13 protein-coding genes and 1 pseudogene are annotated in these 18350 nt (G+C 60.3%); 4 read left to right on the forward strand and 10 right to left on the reverse strand.

Going from position 1 to position 18350, the window contains the following annotated elements; translation table 11 throughout:
* Window positions 1-13 precede the first annotated feature (13 nt).
* The gene (locus tag ACWPW2_RS21265) at window positions 14-760 is read left to right on the forward strand and encodes a helix-turn-helix transcriptional regulator (RefSeq protein WP_454125202.1); all 747 of its coding nucleotides are present in this window, start codon (window positions 14-16) and stop codon (window positions 758-760) included.
* Here the strand turns inward: ACWPW2_RS21265 and ACWPW2_RS21270 are convergent.
* Window positions 717-1454: a type 1 glutamine amidotransferase gene (locus ACWPW2_RS21270; RefSeq protein ID WP_454125204.1), complete on the reverse strand. Its 738-nt coding sequence runs from the start codon at window positions 1452-1454 to the stop codon at window positions 717-719. The two genes, ACWPW2_RS21265 and ACWPW2_RS21270, sit on opposite strands and share 44 nt — an antisense overlap.
* Window positions 1455-1524: 70 nt before the next feature.
* Between ACWPW2_RS21270 and ACWPW2_RS21275 the strand changes: the two genes are divergently transcribed.
* On the forward strand, window positions 1525-2298 hold the full coding sequence (locus ACWPW2_RS21275) for an AraC family transcriptional regulator (protein ID WP_454125206.1): 774 nt from the start codon (window positions 1525-1527) through the stop codon (window positions 2296-2298).
* 18 nt (window positions 2299-2316) lie between these two features.
* Here ACWPW2_RS21275 and ACWPW2_RS21280 read toward each other — a convergent pair whose 3' ends face one another.
* Window positions 2317-3111, reverse strand: a complete 795-nt coding sequence (locus ACWPW2_RS21280) for a helix-turn-helix transcriptional regulator (RefSeq protein WP_454125208.1) — start codon at window positions 3109-3111, stop codon at window positions 2317-2319.
* 103 nt (window positions 3112-3214) lie between these two features.
* Between ACWPW2_RS21280 and ACWPW2_RS21285 the strand changes: the two genes are divergently transcribed.
* On the forward strand, window positions 3215-4666 hold the full coding sequence (locus ACWPW2_RS21285) for an MFS transporter (protein WP_454125210.1): 1452 nt from the start codon (window positions 3215-3217) through the stop codon (window positions 4664-4666).
* 23 nt (window positions 4667-4689) lie between these two features.
* Here the strand turns inward: ACWPW2_RS21285 and ACWPW2_RS21290 are convergent, their stop codons facing one another.
* The 3 genes from ACWPW2_RS21290 to ygfK form a co-directional block, all read right to left on the reverse strand.
* The gene (locus tag ACWPW2_RS21290) at window positions 4690-6135 is read right to left on the reverse strand and encodes a nucleobase:cation symporter-2 family protein (RefSeq protein ID WP_454125212.1); all 1446 of its coding nucleotides are present in this window, start codon (window positions 6133-6135) and stop codon (window positions 4690-4692) included.
* 94 nt (window positions 6136-6229) lie between these two features.
* Window positions 6230-7564, reverse strand: coding sequence for a putative aminohydrolase SsnA (gene ssnA, locus ACWPW2_RS21295; RefSeq protein ID WP_454125214.1), 1335 nt, complete (start codon window positions 7562-7564; stop codon window positions 6230-6232).
* Window positions 7561-10665 carry a putative selenate reductase subunit YgfK gene (gene ygfK, locus ACWPW2_RS21300; RefSeq protein WP_454125216.1) on the reverse strand — a complete coding sequence of 1035 codons (3105 nt, stop codon included), beginning with the start codon at window positions 10663-10665 and terminating at the stop codon, window positions 7561-7563. Before ygfK ends, ssnA begins: the two co-directional genes overlap by 4 nt.
* 422 nt (window positions 10666-11087) lie before the next feature.
* Here ygfK and ACWPW2_RS21305 point away from each other — a divergent pair.
* Window positions 11088-11864: pseudogene (locus ACWPW2_RS21305) on the forward strand (XdhC family protein); the annotation flags it as partial.
* A gap of 75 nt (window positions 11865-11939) precedes the next feature.
* On the opposite strand, the gene arcC reads toward ACWPW2_RS21305, so the two are convergent.
* Genes arcC through ygeW form a run of 5 tightly spaced genes read right to left on the reverse strand, consistent with a single transcriptional unit; the run spans window position 11940 to window position 18051 of the window.
* Window positions 11940-12872, reverse strand: coding sequence for a carbamate kinase (gene arcC, locus ACWPW2_RS21310; RefSeq protein WP_454125218.1), 933 nt, complete (start codon window positions 12870-12872; stop codon window positions 11940-11942).
* Window positions 12869-14290 (reverse strand): dihydropyrimidinase, encoded by a 1422-nt coding sequence (gene hydA / locus ACWPW2_RS21315; protein ID WP_454125220.1) that lies wholly within the window; start codon window positions 14288-14290, stop codon window positions 12869-12871. The genes arcC and hydA overlap by 4 nt, the downstream gene beginning before the upstream one ends.
* A gap of 51 nt (window positions 14291-14341) precedes the next feature.
* Complete coding sequence (locus tag ACWPW2_RS21320) at window positions 14342-15553, reverse strand: YgeY family selenium metabolism-linked hydrolase (RefSeq protein WP_454125222.1); 1212 nt, start codon at window positions 15551-15553, stop codon at window positions 14342-14344.
* Window positions 15554-15605: 52 nt separating this feature from the next.
* Entirely contained in the window at window positions 15606-16805 is a 1200-nt protein-coding gene (gene dpaL / locus ACWPW2_RS21325; RefSeq protein ID WP_312278289.1) for a diaminopropionate ammonia-lyase, read from the reverse strand.
* A 58-nt stretch (window positions 16806-16863) separates the two neighbouring features.
* Window positions 16864-18051: a knotted carbamoyltransferase YgeW gene (ygeW, locus tag ACWPW2_RS21330; protein WP_124967723.1), complete on the reverse strand. Its 1188-nt coding sequence runs from the start codon at window positions 18049-18051 to the stop codon at window positions 16864-16866.
* Window positions 18052-18350 lie beyond the last annotated feature (299 nt).

An 18350-nucleotide genomic window follows, 5' to 3' on the forward strand; every position in this document is an offset into this window, starting at 1 on the left:
GGAGTGTCAAAACATGTCAGCATCAGGACCCGCGCGTGCCGGAAGATTGCTCGCGCTTTTGCAAATCCTTGCCCGCCACCGCTATCCGGTGAGCGGCGCAAGCCTGGCGCAGGAGTTATCCATCAGCCTGCGCACGCTCTATCGCGATATCGCCTCGCTGCGCGCGCAGGGGGCAGATATCCAGGGCGAAGCGGGCACCGGTTATCTGCTTGCTCCGGGCTATCTTCTGCCGCCAATGATGTTTACCCCGGAGCAACTGGATGCGCTGGCGCTCGGTCTGCGCTGGGTGGCGACCTATGGCGATGCGGAGATTGGCAAGGCGGCCAACGAGGTGGCGGGCAAAGTGATGCAGAGCATCCCGCCGCCGATGCAGTCGCTGTTCGAACACGCCACGCTGCTGGTAGGCAGGGCAGAAACGGCGGTGGAAAGCGAGCACGTTGCCGGGCTGCGCGCCGCCATCCGGCGACAGTTGAAAGTGAGCATTCGCTATACCGACCGCCAGGGAAAAACGAGCGAGCGCGTGATCTGGCCTTTCGCCCTCGGCTACTTATCCCGCGATCTGCTGCTCGCCGCATGGTGCGAAACCCGCGGCGATTTTCGCCACTTCGCCGTCGCGCAGATCGAAAGCGTGCAGCAGCTTGCGTGCGCCGCTCCCCATTCGCGCCAGCGCCTGCTGCGCATGTGGCGCGAGGCGGGCCGCGATACGCTTGATGAGATCAGTGGCGCAGCGCCTGTGTTGCGTCTTGATAGTACGCCGTAAGCTTATCGAGAAACTGGCACAGGATATCGTTCATCTCGCGGTAATCATGGGCGCGCAGCGCTTCAGCCGTTTCGACAAAACGGAACTGTGCGGCGCGGCTCAGATCCGCCTCGGAGTGGGCGATAAGCCGCTCGACTACCTCAGGCGTTAACTCCATATGGCACTGGAAGCCAAACACGCGATCGCTGTAGGCGACAATCTGCCGCGGGCACCCTTCACTGAAGGCGAGCACCTGCGCATCGGCCGTCAGGCCCGGCATATCGTTATGCCAGTGCCCGACCGCCAGCGTTTCAGGGAAATGGGCAAACAGCGGATGACTTTTGCCCGCCGCGGTCAGCGTAATGGGGAATTTACCGATCTCCTTCTCAGGGCTGTGTGCAAAAGCAGCGCCCAGCGCCTCACCGATTAATTGCGACCCGAGGCAGATGCCGATCACCGCTTTTCCGCCCGCGATCGCCAAAGCGATAAGGGCCTGCTCGGCGCGGGCATCAAAATGGGGACACTCTGCCTGGGTGGTATGCGGATCCTGAGGGCCGCCCATAATAATGAGCAGATCAAAGGCATCAGCCGTGGCCGGAAGCGCATCGCCCGCATAGACGCGGGAGTGGCTGACCGGGTAACCGCGCTGCTGCGCCCAGCTTTCATACGCGCCGGGCGCTTCAAAACTTTCATGAACGATAAAATGAACCCGCATTGATGTTTGCTCCAGATTGCGATGGGGTGATATAACCCGGCCAATCATAAATGCAGGTTTTGAATCTCAAATGCCAAACAGCATAGATAAAGCGCCAAGACATGATGAGGCCATTGGCTGGTCAAACCTTGCCAGAGGTTATCGACGCGGAGAGGTCGATCCGCCCCATTACCATCTGGAAGGGCAGTTGCTGTTTGCCACCCGCGGCGTGTTGCTGGTGGAGACCGGCGAGCGCCGCTGGGTGATCCCGCCGCAGCGCGCGCTATGGCTGCCGCCGTTGCAGGAGCATAGCTATACGCTGCTTTCAGAAACCGACCTGCGCACCCTCTACTTCAGCCGCTCGCTGATCGCGGAATGCAGCAACTTCACCAAGAGCGAACTGGTGCATGTGATTGGCGCGACGCCACTGGTGAAAGAGTTGATTGCGGGGCTGTTCAACGATGAGTACAAAGCACCAAGCCAGCGGCGAATGGCGCTACTGTTGCTGGAAATCCTCAGCGAAACAGAACACCTTGCCGCTGAGCTTCCCCTGCCGCAGGACGAACGCCTCGCCCGCGCCGCCAATGAATTACTGCTCGGTCAGCGCTGGGACGCGTCGCTAAGCGATCTGGCCCATATTGCAGCGATGTCGGAACGCACCTTTTCGCGCCAGTTTATCCGCGACACCGGTTTCAGCTTCAGAAGCTGGAAGCAGCGGGCACGCATCTGCGCCTCGCTGGATCTGCTCTCTAACGGCATTCCGGTGAAGCAGGTCGCTTACCAGCTCGGCTTTTCCTGTCCCGCCGCTTTCACCGCGGCCTTCCGGGCGATTCTTGGCGCGACGCCGCACGAGTTTTTGCCCTGAACTGATTCCCGTTATTCGCTACCCGGCTTCTTGCTGGTGTTGGGCATAAACCACCAGCCGCAGGTGGCGATCTTCGTCGATAATCAACGTGGTGTGCTCGAATGGCACGGAACGCTCATCCATCCACAAATGGCGCACGCCGTTGCACGGGGCGTGAACATCATGCTGCCGCCACCAGCCGCTGAACTCTGGCGACACGCGCTCCAGCTCATCGACCAGTTCGACAATATCGGTGCTCTGGCTGGCGCGGGCGAAGTCGCGGCGAAAGCTCGACAGCATTAGCGGAGCCTGCTCATGCCAGGCGACAAAACGTTCCTGCAGCAGCGGATCGGTGAACAGCAGCCAGAGCAGATTACGCCGCTCGGGCGCGTGGCGACTGAAGCCGAAAAGCGTATCCGCCGGGGCGTTAAAGCCCAGCACATCCCAGCGCAGGTTGAGCACAAAGGCGGGGTGGGGGAGATCGTGCATCAGGCGGCGCACCAGCGGCGGCAGTACGCACCAGGTTTTGCCCGGTTCGGCGGGTGGGCGCGCGTGGGTGAGCATAAAGAGATGACGGCGCTCGGCCGCATCCAGTTTCAGCACCCGCGCGAGGTTGTCGAGAAACTGCGCCGAGACGCCAATATCGCGCCCCTGTTCAAGCCAGGTGTACCAGGTTAAACCGACCCCGGCGAGCGCTGCCACCTCTTCGCGCCGAAGCCCCGGCGTGCGGCGTCGGTTACTGCTCGGCAGGCCGACATCGGCGGGCGACAGGCGCTGGCGGTGCGCGCGTAAAAAGGCTGCCAGATCGGGGCGGGTTCGTTCCAGAGTTCGCATCTCGGCTCTCGTTGCTAAAAGTAATAGTATAAATGGTTAAATTGTAACGGCTTAATGAAGCAGGGAGAATCGTCGCACACTCCGCTGATAATGGAAATGCGCTATGAAATCTACCCCCTCTGCTGCGATCCCCTGCGATCGCTCAACCGCCGCCGCGCCGCCGTGGGCAGGCTTAGCCGTGCTGCTGCTGGCAGGCTTTGTCACCATTTTCGATCTCTTTGTGGTTAACGTCGCTATCCCGAGTATTCAGAGCGGGCTGGGTGCCAGCTTCGCGCAAATCAGTTTTATCGTCGCAGGCTACGAGTTGGCCTTCGGCGTGCTGCTGATCACCGGTGGGCGGCTCGGCGACCGCTTTGGTCGCCGTCGCCTCTTTATCTTTGGTATGGCTGGCTTTACCCTCGCCTCGGCGCTTTGTGGCCTGGCAACAAGCAGTGAAACGCTGATTGCCGCCCGCGTATTGCAGGGGCTCGCGGCGGCGCTGCTCTTCCCGCAGGTCTACGCCTCGATTCGCGTTAACTTTGACGGTAACGACCGACGCCGCGCGTTTGGCCTGCTCGGCATGACCCTCGGGCTGGCGGCGATTGCCGGGCAAGTGTTGGGTGGTGCGTTGATTCACGCCGATCTCTTTGGCCTGGGCTGGCGCACTATCTTTCTGATTAACGTCCCGGTTGGCGTGATTGCCATCGTTGCGGCTCGCGCTATTCCCGAATCTTTAGCGCCGCAAAAACCGCTGCTCGACGGGCGCGGCGTGCTGCTAATTAGCACCGCGCTCGCACTGTTACTGGTGCCGTTGATCGAAGGGCCAACGCAGGGCTGGCCCGCATGGACGCTCTGCTCACTGGGCGCGGCAGCAGTGCTGCTGGTGCTCTTTTATCGCCAGCAGGAGCGGCGTCGGATTGCAGGTTTATGGCCGCTGGTGGATATGCGCCTGCTGGCGCAACGCCATGTCGCACTCGGCGTGGTGCTGGTGCTGCTGGTCTACTCCACCTCCAGCTCCTTCTTTCTCTGCTTTGCCCTGCTGGTGCAAAAAGGGTTTGGACTGGACCCACTTCAGGCGGGGCTGATTTTTGCCCCCTGTAGCGTCGGTTTTGTGCTGGCGTCGCTCACCGCACCGAGACTGGTGGCGCGCTGGGGGATCCAGGCGATTATCGGCGGGGCGCTGATCTACGCGCTGTTTATTGCCGCGCTGATTGCGCAGGTGGCGATGGCGGGCGCACAGTTGAACCCCGTTACCCTGATCCCGGTGCTGGTGGTTGTCGGTGCCGGGCAGGGGGCGATCATGACGCCGCTACTCAATCTGGTGCTTGGCTACGTTGACGAAGCGCAATCCGGCATGGCGTCCGGCATCATCTCCACCGTCCAGCAGGTCGGTGCCGCGCTGGGCGTGGCGGTGGTGGCAATGCTGTTCAACAACGCCCTGAGCGATGCTGGGTCAGTTGCGCAGGCGGGGCAGTACGCGTCGGCGTTTGTCGCGGGCATGCTCTGCAATCTGGCAACCTCGATCGCCATCTGCCTGCTGTTACTGGCGCTGGCAACCCAGCGGCGGGCGGTGTAGGGCAGCCCGCCGGGGCGAGTGCATCACGCTTTCTCCTGCCGCTCTTTTTGCACTTTGCGCAGCAGCAGCCACATTCTCACGGTGCGCACCGCCACATTGCGCGCGGCGGCGCTCGGCGGTAGCGGATCGGGGGAGGGGGCGTTGTGGGAGAATTTAAACGGCGCGCTGCCGTTGAGGGTCAGGTTGGCGACAATCGCCGTCAGCGTGCCGATGGTGATGCCACTGTGCAGAAACAGCTGCACCGTTGGCGGAAACTGGGTAAAGAGCGTCGGCACCAGCACCGGCATCATCCCCAGCCCGAGCGTCAGCGCCACCACCATGCCGTTATTGTTATTGCGATAATCGACCTGCCCGAGGGTGCGAATGCCCGAGACGGCAACCATGCCGAACATCACAATCCCCGCGCCGCCCAGCACCGGTTTGGGGATTAACACCACCAGCGCCGCCAGTTTGGCAAACAGCCCCATCAGCATCAAAATCACTCCCGACATGGCAACGACATAACGGCTGCGCACACCGGTGAGGCCGATAAGCCCGACGTTTTGCGCAAAGGCGGCATAGGGGAAGAGGTTAAACAGCCCGCAGATCATGGTTGCCAGCCCACAGGTATTAACGCCGTTACGCAGCATCCGCGCATCGACATTTTTACCGACAATATCGCCGGTCGCCATCATCGACGACATGGTCTCTACCATCACGACCACCATCACCATCGACAGCAGCGCGACGGGCAGCAGGTGAAACTCCGGTTTCGCAAATGGCAACGCCTGCGGCAGATGCAGCCAGGGCGTCGCCTGCACCAGCTGAAAATCGAGCGGTTTAAATACGCTCCACAGCAGCGTGCCGACCACCAGCCCAATCAGCACCGAGGTGTTTTTAATCACCCCGGAGGCAAAGGTGTAGATATTGAGGATCACCACCAGCGTCACGGCGGCCATCAGGAGTGAAATCAGGTCGCCAAAGCCGTGCATATCGCTTGCGCCGCCGCCGACCCAGCCACCGGCGACAGGCAGAATCGATAAGCCAATAAGCGTGACGATACTGCCCATCACCACTTTGGGGAAAAAGCGGATCAGCTTACTGATCCACGGTGCGCAGCAGAGGATAAAGATCCCCGAGATAATCACCGCCCCGGAGATGCCGCCGAGGCCATACTCCTTACCAATCAGCACCATCGGGATGAGTGCTGCGAAGGTGCAGCCCTGAATCAGCGGCAGTCGACAGCCAAGCCACTGCGTCACCCCCAGCGACTGCATCAGCGTCGCGCCGCCGCAAATAAACAGATCGGCGCTGATAAGCAAAATAATCTGTTCCGCAGGCAGCCCGACCGCGTTGCCCACCACTAGCGGCACCGCCACCGCACCGGCATACATCACCAGCACATGTTGCAGGCCATAAAAAAACATCTGCGTTACCGGCAGAACCTCATCAACGGACGCGGCCGAAGCCGACATAGCACTCTCTTTCATGAGCTTTTCTCTCCTGTGCTGGCCGGGCGATTCACCCAACCCTACCGTGTAGCGCCTGCCAGCCCGGTTTGCTCTGCCGGACTGGCAGGCGGGGTCAGTTCAGGGCGTCCATCTTCGCCCATAGCCGTTTCGCCACCGCCTGCGCTTCGGCAAACAGCGGCGCGCAGTCGAGGGTGAAACGGCGATCCTGATAAATCATCCTGCCGTTCACCATCACGCTGTGCACGCTGTTGGAACTGAGGCCAAACACCAGATGCCCGGCGATGTTGGCATCAATCAGCGGCGTCGGCGGCAGATAGTCGCAGATGGTTAAATCCGCTTTATATCCCGCTTCGATACGGCCAAAGCGGGCGTTAAAGTTGCGGTTCAGCACCTCGTTGCCGTTATAGAGCGCGCGGGCAAAGCTGTCGGGCCACAGCGCGCCGCCCGCATCGCGGTGCTTGAAGAAGGTGAACTTTAGCTCTTCAAACATATCGGAGCCGATGCCGTCGGTGCCGAGCGCAAGATGGCGGAACTGCGACAGCCGGTGGTTATAGCCGACGTGGTTATTCATGTTTGAACGGGCGTTATGGATCAGAAAACCGTTGTGGTCATTGAGCAGCGAGATATCGATGTCGGAGAGATAGAGCCCGTGGGCGACAAGGGTTTTCTCATCAAGCAGGTCATACTCTGCCAGCCGCTCCAGCGGATCTTTTCCGTAATGATGATGGCTATGGGCGACATCATAACGATCCTCGGCGACATGGATATGCAGCCCGCGCCCGGTCGCTTTCCGCGCCTCGCTGAGCATCACCAGCCCTTCGTGCGGCACGGTGAAGGGCGCATGAGCGCCAATACAGGCTTCTACCAGGTAAGGCTCCTGCTCTTTTTGCCGTGCGGCGTCGATCTCTTTGGCAAAGCGAATATTCTCCTCCACGCCTTTACACACCTCGCGCAGCCCTTCGTTGCGATCGGTGGTCTCAAAGCAGGTCATACCGCGCAGCCCGACGATGAGAAAAGCGCGGCGCAGCTGGCTGAGTGAACCGGCGATATACCCCGGCGAAGCGTGATGATCGATAACCGCCGTGCAGCCGCTGCGCACTGCTTCCAGCGCACAAATCAGCGCGCTGTAGTAGAGCGACTCGGCGTCGATGGCCCGGTCGAGCCGCCACCAGAGGTTCTTCAGCGTCGAGATAAAATCGGGGCTGGGGGCGATTTTCGCCTGAATCCCGCGCGACAGACCGGAGTAGAAGTGGTTATGGGCGCAGACCAGGCCGGGCATCACCAGCCGACCCTGCATCTCAATCACCTGCGCGCCCATATAGCGCTGCTCCAGCCCGCTGTCGACCGCGAGGATCAGATCATCTTTAATCGCGATATCGACCTGTTGCCACACTTTCGCCGGGAAGAGCTGCGCGGCGGTGGCATTTTTCAGGATGGTGATACTCATTGTTCTACCTCGCTAAGCAGATAGTGGTGGTGCTGGTGAACGTGGCCGATAATGCGGCACATCTCCTCCAGTTGCGGCGGCACTTGGCCGAAATGGCCGTCCGCACTGATATCGAGCTGCCACTGCTGGTCATGCTGGCGGATATGCACGCGCTGGTTGTCGATGAAAAAGCCGGGATTGTGGCTGTTGAGGAAATCCTCTTCGAGGCTGAAGAGGGTCACTTTGTCCTGATAGGGCTTGCCCTGCCACGGGCAGAACTGCGCGCAGTTGCCACACTCGTTGCACCAGGCATCCAGATGCAGGGTCTGGAAACGGTTGTTGAAGCCGGGGATCGGCAGCGAGATATTCGCCCGGTTCGGGCAGACATCGACGCATTTGCTGCAAATGTAGTTGCAGGCCAGGCAGCGGCTCGCCTCCTGGGCGACAAACGCTTCGCGATCTGCCTCATCCACCTGCGCCGTGGCGATGTCGCCTTTGCGTCGGTAAATCTCCGCCGGGTCGACGTTGCTCCAGTATTTGCTCTGCTGATGGCTGGCGAGGCTTTCGCGCGCGAGGATCGCCTCCGTTGCCCGCCGGGCATTGCCGATGGCGGCAACAATCGACGCCGGGCCGTTTTGCACATCGCCAATTAAAAAGACGTTGGCGAGGCGCGTTTCACCCTCAATATTGACCGCCACGCGCCCCTGTTCATCAACAGGCAGGCCGAATGCCGCCAGCGCTGCGTTATTCTGCTGCTCGCCGATGGCAGTAATGACGCTATCGACCTGCATAGTGCGCGTTTTCTCTGTTGCCTGCGGCTGGCGACGCCCTGCGGCATCGGCCTCGCCCAGCTGCATCACGCGCAGGGTCAGCGTGCCGTCTGGCGCAAACTGCTCCGGGTTGCTCAGCCACGCAAACTCCACGCCTGCACGACGCGCCTCCTGATACTCTTCGCGCCAGGCGGGCATCTCTTTGCGCGAGCGGCGGTAAACCACGGTTGCCCGCTCAACGCCCGGTATGCGCAGCGCCGCGCGGGCGCAATCCATCGCCGTGTTACCCGCACCGATAATCGCCACATGCTTACCGGGCTGCAAAGGCTCGCCGCGATGAAAGGCGCGCAGAAACGCCAGCGAGGCGTGAATATTCGGGTTATCACCGCCCAGCGCCACTGCGCGGCTCTTATCCGCGCCGGTCGCCACCAGAACATAGTGAAAACCCTGCTTTTGCAGTTGTGCAACGGTCAGGTGTGGGTCGCAGCCGTAAACGATCTTCACGCCGTGCTGCACCACGAAATCAATATCGTGCTCAATCAGCTCTGCCGGGATACGAAACGGCGGAATGATGTTTTTCACTACGCCGCCAGCGCTCGCTTCGCGCTCAAACAGCGTCACCGGATGTCCGGCGCGGGCGAGAAAGTAGCCGGCCGCCAGACCGGCAGGCCCGGCACCCATCACCGCTACCGGATGACGCGAGCCGGAGCCCGTCGGTTTATGCCAGCGGCGTCGGTACTCTTGCCACCCCTTTTCCAGCGCCACCTTCTTCAGCTCACGGATATTCACCGCGCTCTCATAATCCAGACGCGTGCAGTTGTACTGACACTGGTGATCGCAGATATGCCCCGTCATCGCCGGGAGCGCGTTACGCTGGTAAATCAGCGCCAGCGCATCGGCGTAGCGCCCCTCGCCGAGCAGGCGAATATACTCGGGGATATCCTGCTTGATGGCACAGGCGCTGACGCACGGCGCAACATAACAGTCGGTGGCGGGCAGCGGGCTGGCGACGTCGATGCGATCGTCCGGCTTCCACGCTTTCTGCGTGTACTCCATGGTGATGGCGCGCTCCGCCAGCGCGTCGAGGCGCGCAACGTCAATAGTAGTCATCTCCCAACCCTGCGCCTGCTCCAGCTCGCGCAGGCAGGCGGTGAGGCGCAGATAACCGCCCGGTTTCAGCAGATCCGTTGCCAGCGTGATGGGGCGAATGCCGGTCTCGAAAATATCGCGGATGGTGAGCTGGCTGGCCCCGCCGGAGTAGGAGATAGGCAGCTTGCCGTCGAAGGCGCGCGACAGCCGGGCGGCAACATTGATGGCGAGCGGGAAGAGGGCGCGCCCGGACATATACATCTCGCCGCCCGGTAACACGCCGCGGGTATTGACCGTGCCGAGGGTGTTGGTGAGCTTGACGCCGAAGCCGCGCTGCTGCCCGGCCGCCAGCGCCATCAGCCGCGTCAGCATCGCCACCGCCGGGGCAAACTGTAAGTCGTGGGCGAAGGACTCCTCATTAAGCACGATCTCCTCAAAGCCGCAGCGGTCGAGGATCTCGCGTACGCGTCCGTAGCCCAGCAGGGTTGGGTTGAGTTTGACGAAGGTGTTGAGGCGCTTCTCCACCAGCATATAGCGGCAGATGGCTTCAATCTCATCCGGCGGGCAGCCGTGCATGGTGGAGAGCGTTACCCCCTGCACCAGCGTGGCGGGAATGCGCTCAGAGAGGGATTGCAGCCTGGCCGAGCGGGCATGATTAGGCAGGCGGGCGAGAAAGTCGGCGTTATTCAGGCAGTGATGCAGGGTGGTGCGATAGAGGTGAAATTTTGGCTCCGCTGAGGAGTCCATCATACGGGCGATAAAGGTCTGCATCGGCGCTTGCTTGATGCCGTCGAGGTTGTAACCGACGCTCATATTGAAAATAAAGGATTTCTCTTCTGTTCTCGGCGTCTGCGGGAATACCGCATCGAGCAGATGCAGCACAAACCAGGCTTTCAGGTACTCATCCCAGGCCTTGGCCAGGGTGAACTCCGTCGACCATTCGGTATTAAAACCGGCATCTTCGGCATCAATACAGGGTTTTTCAATCTCAAGGCGATCGAGGATCTGCACGGTTTTTAATTCGATAAAACGCCCGCCCGTCAGCCAGGCGGTAATAATATTTTGCGCCAGCTGCGTATGCGGCCCGGCGGCCGGGCCAAGCGGGGTGGCGCAGGTTTCGCCAAATACCGTGATGGGCCGCGAACGGATGGTTGAACAGAATTGCTGTTCGGGAATACCAAATATTGACCGCTGGCTCTGATACTCCTCAAAAATACGCGTCAGTAGCGCCTCAAACGGCACGGGGCGCATAATATCTCCCATAACCCTCTCCTCTGGCTTATTCAGATAAACGACATTGCCGCACTATTTTTCATCGCAGCGGCGGAGAGAGAGGAAGCAACAATCACACCACTCCTGGTTTAAGTGATTGAAAGAGCGCGAAAGTGTGAGGTGCCTCTAAAGTCCTGGCGGTTGGGTTTATTTCGAGGGTGAGTATCAGGCAATCCTTAGCCAGGCGTAATTTTCATTTTCTCAAAAAGCGCAGAGAAACTATCAGAGTGATAATTTCATGCCCGCCGCTGCGTATTAACGCGGTTATCGCTGATGACTCCTCAGGCAAATAACAGGCTCGTTTACGACGCGGCTCACGCTTTAAAAAATAAAACGGCAGACGAGTATAAATATTGCATTACTCAAAGGTGAAAAAGCGTGCCACGCGCGGACTAAATAACCTTGAGGATGTTATGACGATTTTTGCAGAAGCAGCAAAGCTTGAAGAGCAGAACCGGCCTTTTGCCCTGGCGCAGATTATTGACAGCCGTGGGTCAGCCCCCCGGCACACTGCGCAGATGTTGATTCGCGATGACGGCACGATCATCGGCACCATCGGCGGCGGCGTGATTGAGCGTCACGTTATCAACGAGGCGCTGGAGGCGCTGCGGGAGAAAACCGCCCGCGTCTTTCATGGCCGTATGGCGCGCAGCGGGCAGAATGCGGTCGGCGCGGACTGCGGTGGCGCGATGACCGTGCATATCAGCGTGCATGGCCTGCGTCCCAGGCTGGTGTTGGTTGGCGCAGGGCATGTTAACCGCGCGATGGCGCACGCCGCGGTGCCGCTCGGGTTTGATATCGCCGTTGGCGACACCTATTTACAGAGCCTCACCTCTGATGCCTTTCTCCCCTCCATTCGGCTGGTGTATGGGCAAAACTTTGTCGAGGTGATCGATAACCTTGCGATTCAGCCGCAGGACTACGTGCTGATCGCCACCCATAACCAGGATCGTGAGGCGCTGGAGTTGCTGATTGACCAGCCGGTTGCCTGGCTCGGGCTGCTGTCGAGCCGGCGTAAGGTGCAATCCTTTCTGCGCCAGCTGCGCGATGCGGGGGTCAGCGACAGCGCGCTTGCCCGCCTGCGCGCGCCGGTGGGGTATGACATTGGCGCCGAGACGCCGCAGGAGATCGCTATCAGCATACTGGCGGAGATCCTGCAGGTGAAAAACCGCGCGGCGGGCGGGCTGCTCGGCCTCAACGTGCCCGCACACCAACAGAGTGAAACGCCCATTGCGGTGAGCTGATCGGGCAAGCCCGGCCGCCAGTTACTGGCTAATCAGTGTGCCGGTTTTCCCCTCAATGCCCGCTTTCGCCTGGCGTAGCTCGGTGATCAGCGCCTGGCGGCCAGGCCGCGAGCGGGCAAAGGCGACGGCGGCCTCCACCTTCGGCAGCATTGAGCCTGCGGCGAAGTGGCCTTCGGCGATAAAACGCTCCGCATCCCTGACGGAGAGCCTGTCGAGCAGTTGTTGGTTGGGCTTGCCGAAGTGCAGCGCCACTTTCTCCACGGCGGTAAGAATGATCAACATATCGGCATCGATCATGGCGGCGAGCGTGGCGCTGACCCAGTCTTTATCGATCACCGCGCTGACGCCGCGCAGATGCTGCCCCTCACGCACCACCGGAATACCGCCACCGCCGCAGGTGATCACCACCTGATCGGCGGCCATCAGCGCTTTTACCGTCTCTTTTTCAATGATATCGACCGGTTTTGGCGAGGCGACAACCCGCCGGTAGCCGCGCCCGGCATCCTCCTTCATGGTGTAACCCTGGCGGATAAGCGCCTGCGCTTCAGCTTCGGAAAAGAAGGAGCCAATCGGTTTGTCGGGCTTGCTGAAGGCGGGATCGCCCGCCGCCACTTCCACCTGGGTTATCACCGTGGCGACGGGAATATCGAGGTTACGTGCGAGCAGGGCTTCGCGCAGGGTATTTTGCAGATCGTAGCCAATATAGCCCTGGCTCAGGGCGACGCAGACCGACATCGGCAGCATCGGCGTGTGCGCCTCGGTTCTGGCGGCGGCCTCGAAAGCGAGGGTGATCATGCCCACCTGCGGGCCGTTACCGTGGGTGATCACCACCTGGTGCCCCTGGGCGACCAGCTCCGCTATTGTTTGTGCAGTCTGCTGTAGCGCCTGCATCTGCCCGGCGAGATCGCACCCGAGCGCATTTCCGCCGAGGGCGAGAACAATCTTTTTCTTCATAGCACACTCTCTTGTAGTAACGGTTCCGCTGACGGCAGCGTAAGCGGCTGAAAGGGTTGGCGGCGTAAAAAGCGCCCCTGGCCGGCAACGCCGGTAAAGACGCCGTTATCGAAGATCACCCGCCCGCGCGACAGGGTCTGGCGGATCGCCCCCTGACAGATAAACCCCTCCCACGGCGAGTAGTCCGCATTGTCATGCAGCCGGTCGTGGCGAATGGTGGTGGTGCGCTGCGGATCGATAATCACCACATCGCCATCCGCGCCGGGAGCCAATAGCCCTTTTTGCGGCCACATGCCGAACAATTTCGCCGGGTTGGCGCTGGTGAGCGCCACAAAGCGCTCGGGCGAAATACGTCCGGTCATCACCCCATAGGAGAAGAGCAGCAGCAGGCGGTTTTCCACCCCTGGTAGCCCGTTCGGGCAGCGGCTGAAATCGCCGCCGGAGAGGGTCTGGCGCTGCGTCAGCGAAAAAGCGCAGTGATCGGTAGCGACGGTATCAATCGTGCCATCGGCAATGCCGCCCCACAGCGCATCATTGTGGCGGGCGTTACGTAGCGGCGGGCTGAGCAGATACTTCAGCGCGTCCTGGCGTTCGTAGCAGCGCTCGTCGAGCAGCAGATACTGCGGGCAGGTCTCCACCCACACCGGCTGCTGTTGCGCGCGGGCCAGACGCAGGTACTCCAGCCCCAGCTGATTGGAGAGGTGCACGATATAGAGCGGCGCGTCGCCGGCAAGCCGCGCGAGATTAATCACTCTGGCGATCGCCTCCGCTTCGCACTCCGGCGGGCGGCTCAGGGCGTGGTAGCGCGGCGCGGTTTTGCCGGCATTAAGAAACGCCGCGCGGCGCTGGGCGATGGCGGCATCGTTCTCCGGGTGGACGGTGGTCAGCGCGCCCGCCAGATGCAGATGGCGCATCGCCTGCAAAATCTCATCATCGTTCAGCTTGTACTGATAAGTGAGATAGAGCTTGAAACTGCTGATGCCGCTCTCCACCATCATCGGGATCTCATCCAGAATGCCGTGATTCACATGCTGGATCACGCCGTGAAAGCTGTAGTCAATCACCGCTTTATAGGCGGCATAGTTATGGTAAACCCCCAGCTGGTGGCGCAGATGGCAGCCGGGCGGGCCAAAGCCCATATGATCGACCACCGTGGTAGTGCCGCCGCAGGCCGCCGCGCGGGTGCCGGTAAAGAAGTCGTCGCAGCTGCGGGCAAGCCCGGTATCAATATTGAAATGGGTGTGAACATCGATGCCGCCGGGCATCACATAACAGCCCGTGGCATCAATCACCTTGCAGGAGGCATCGGCCTCAATCGTGCTGGCAATTTGCTTAACCCGCCCGGCATCGATCAGCAGATCCGCGCAGGCTCTCTTGTCAGCGTTGACAATAAGGCCATTTTTAATCAGTACGCGCATAGAGACTCCAGAACGCCCGCCGCGAAATCAAGCGGGCGTGACATCGACAAACTACGCCGTCGCCAGCCAGCTCAGCGGGATCGCGGCATACATCGCCGCGCAGGTGACCAGATGCGACTTCCAGGTCTTCTCATTCGGCGCATGGGCTTCCGGCTCTTTACCGGGGCCAAAACCGATAACCGGAATGCCGTGCCGCCCCATAATCGAGACGCCGTTGGTGGAGAAGGTCCACTTATCAACCACCGGCGCGCTGCCGAACAGCCCCTCATAGGCGTTGTAGAGCGCGCGCACGGTGAAGTGATCTTCCTCCACTTTCCACGTCGGGAAGTAGCACTCGGTAGGGTAGATAAGCCCGGTCCACGACGGGCGGTCGTAGCTGTACATCGATACCACCGCTTCGGCCTTTTTCACCGCGGGCAGCGCGCGGATCTCCTCCAGCGCGCCTTCCCAGCTTTCGCCCCAGGTGAGGCGGCGATCGATAGAGATGGCGCAGCTATCCGCCACCGCACAGCGGCTTGGTGAGGTGAAGAAGATCTCGGAGACGGTGAGCGTGCCTTTGCCGAGAAAATCGTCATGTCCCAGACGTTGCGACAGCTTCTCCAGCTCGCCGAGAATCGGGGCCATTTTGAAGATGGCGTTATCGCCGCGCTCCGGCGCGGAGCCATGACAGCTGACGCCATGCACATCGACGCGGATCTCCATGCGCCCGCGATGACCGCGATAGATCTGGCAATCGGTCGGTTCAGTGCTGACGACAAACTCCGGGCGAATGCCGGACTGCTCAATGATGTACTGCCAGCAAAGCCCGTCGCAATCCTCCTCCTGCACGGTGCCAGTCACCAGCAGGGTGTACTCATCCTCAAGGCCGAGATCTTTGATGATCTTCCCGGCGTAGACCATCGAGGCCATGCCGCCCTCCTGATCGGAAGCGCCGCGCCCGCCGATCAGCTCATCGGTTTCAATCCCGTGATAGGGATCAAAGCCCCAGTTTTTGATATTGCCGACGCCGACCGTATCAATATGCGCATCCATGGCGAGCAGCCGTGGGCCGTGGCCGATATAGCCGAGCACGTTGCCCATCGGGTCGATCTCCACTTTGTCGAAGCCAACGCGCTCCATCTCCTCTTTGATTCGGTGAACGACGCGCTTCTCATCGCAGCTTTCGCTGGGGATGGCGATCATATCGCGCAAGAAGCGTGTCATTTCCGCTTCGTAGTGGTGTGCTTTTTCAACAATCTGTTTAAAGGGGATAGCTTTACCCATTGTTCTCTTCTCCTGTTATGACGCTTGCCGCCTGGCGGTAACGTCGGGGAAATTATTCAGCCGCCGGATGCTTGCCTGCCCACACCACTTCGCGATAGTGCTGCGCATCGGTATCGCCTTCGGTACTGATCAGCAGCACTACCGAGTCGCGATTAAGCTGTAAGCTTTTTCTCAGCGACTCGCCCTGCGGGTGCAGCGGGATGGCGGCGAGCAGGCCCGCGCCGACGGCGCCGGATTCGCCGGAGATGATGCGCGGATCGTCGCCCAGTGGATGGCCAAGCACGCGCATGCCCAGCGCGGCGACGGCATCTTCACAGGCGATAAACTGGCTGGCGCAGTTGCGCAGGATCGTCCAGCCGAGCGGGTTGGGTTCGCCGCAGGCGAGGCCCGCCATAATGGTCTCCATCTCGCCGCCTACCTTGACGATCTCCCCCTTCACGGCGGAGCGGTAGAGGCAGTCGGCATGCTCCGGCTCAATAATCACGCTGTGCAGATGCCGGGCGTCAAAGGTTTCTGCCAGGTAGTTCAGGACGCTGGCTGCCATTGCGCCGACGCCCGCTTGCAGGAAAACGTGAGTGGGGCGAGGTGAGCCCATCGCGGCCATCTGTTCGATTGCCTCATCAATCAGTGTGGCGTAGCCCTGCATAATCCAGGTGGGGACTTTGGTGTAGCCGGGCCAGGCGGTATCCTGCACCACCTCCCAGCCATTTTTTTGCGCCCGTTGCAGGGTAAAGCGCACGGTATCGTCGTAATTCATATCGGTGACGATGCACTCCGCCCCGAGGCGCAGAATGGCATCGACCCGTGCCTGAGCGGATCCTTTCGGCATATAGATCACGGCGTTCTGCCCAAGCTGCTGCGCGGCCCAGGCGACGCCGCGCCCGTGGTTACCATCGGTGCAGGTGGCGAAAGTGAGCTTCTCTTTGCTGCTTGCTTTGAAGTGCTCAAACGAGAAGGCGTTGATATCAAGATGATATTTCTCGCATAACAGCTGGGCGATGGCGTAAACGCCGCCGAGCATTTTGAAGGCGTTAAGGCCGAAGCGCTGCGACTCATCTTTCACCAGAATCGTATCGACACCGACGCACGCCGCCAGTGCGTTCAGGGCATAGAGCGGGGTGGGCTGATAGCCCGCCAGTTTTTGATGGAACTGGCGCGCCTGCTGCGCCTGCTGGCGGGTGAAGCGCGGCGAGGCTTCGCCGGTAAAGAAGTGGTTTTCTGCAATATTGATACGCAATGGAAGTGCGGACATGTTCTAACCTTCTCCATAATGTCAGAAACAGTAAGTGGCCGACTGGCTAGCCGGTCGGTTACAAAATGCGTTTTTGCGCGTCGGTAAACAGCTGTTCCAGCAGCTGGCCCGGCTCGGCATATTTGCGACAGAGGATCATTGAGGCGATGATGTAGGGCTTCCAGCTCGCCTCTTTGTAGGTGGCAATGCGGTATTTTTCGAACACCTCAGCCGCGACTTCGCCTTCGTCGCAGGAGACGCCGCTGATATCCGCCGGCAGGCAGTGCATATAGAGCGCCTCGCCGTTGCGGGTGGTCGCCATCAGCGCTTCTGTACACTCCCACTCTTTATGGCGGGCGTTCTGCGCCAGGCAGTGCTGCTCCAGCGCTTTCAGCCCCTGATGATCGCTGGCGCGCAGTAACTCGGTGCGCTGCTCCATCACGGTGTAGGGCGCCCAGGATTTCGGGTAGACGATATCGGCATCCTTAAACGCTTCTGCCATATCATTGACCTGGCGGAAGCTGCCGCCCGAAGCTGCGGCATTGCTTTTTGCCACTTCAATGACATCCGGGATCAGGTCGTAGCCGTCGGGGTGCGCGAGGGTGACATCCATTCCAAAACGCGTCATCAGCCCGATGATCCCTTGCGGCACCGAGAGGGGTTTGCCGTAGCTTGGCGAGTAGGCCCAGGTCATGGCGATTTTTTTGCCCTTCAGCGCCTCCAGCGAGCCGAAGTGTTCACGCAGCCAGGCGAGATCCGCCATCGACTGGGTCGGGTGGTCAATGTCGCATTGCAGATTAATCAGCGCCGGACGCTGCGGCAGTACGCCCTGTTTATGACCATCATCCAGCGCTTCGCCCACTTCCCGCATCCAGGCGTTACCGGCTCCGAGATACATGTCGTCACGAATACCGATGGCATCCGCGCAGAAGGCGATCATATTGGCGGTTTCACGCACCGTTTCGCCGTGGGCAATCTGCGATTTTCCCTCATCAAGATCCTGCTGCGCGAGGCCGAGCAGATTCAGCGCCGAGGCATAGGAGAAGCGGGTGCGGGTCGAGTTATCGCGGAACACCGAAATGCCCAGCCCGCTGTTGAACACGCGGGTGGCAATATTCTCTGCACGCAGCGCCTTCAGTGCCGCAGCGACATCAAGCACCTGCTTCAGCTCATCCGGCGACTGCTCCCACGTCAGCAAAAAATCTTTCTCATGCAGATGCGAGTGAAGGGTGCGGATCTCCTTGATTAATTCATTAACAGTTTTCATTTTGCAATCCTGATTAAGAATGACGGGCTTACGCGTGGCGGTGCGGTTGCAGGGGGAGTGTGACGCGCGACGGCCAGCGTGTAGTGGCACCCTAACAATAAGCGTGCCACTTCCCGTCGGCTGCGCTGGTGGGCGGGTAAAGGGCTGAATCTTATACACATCTCCGAGCCCACGAGACTTCTCTACATATCGTATGCCGCTTTCTGCTTGAAAAAACTCTTATACACATCTCCGATCCCACGAGACCTCTCTACATCTCGTATGCCGTCTTCTGCTTGAAAAAAAAATACAAATGTACT

The organism is Kosakonia sp. Marseille-Q7440 (genome assembly GCF_965119485.1).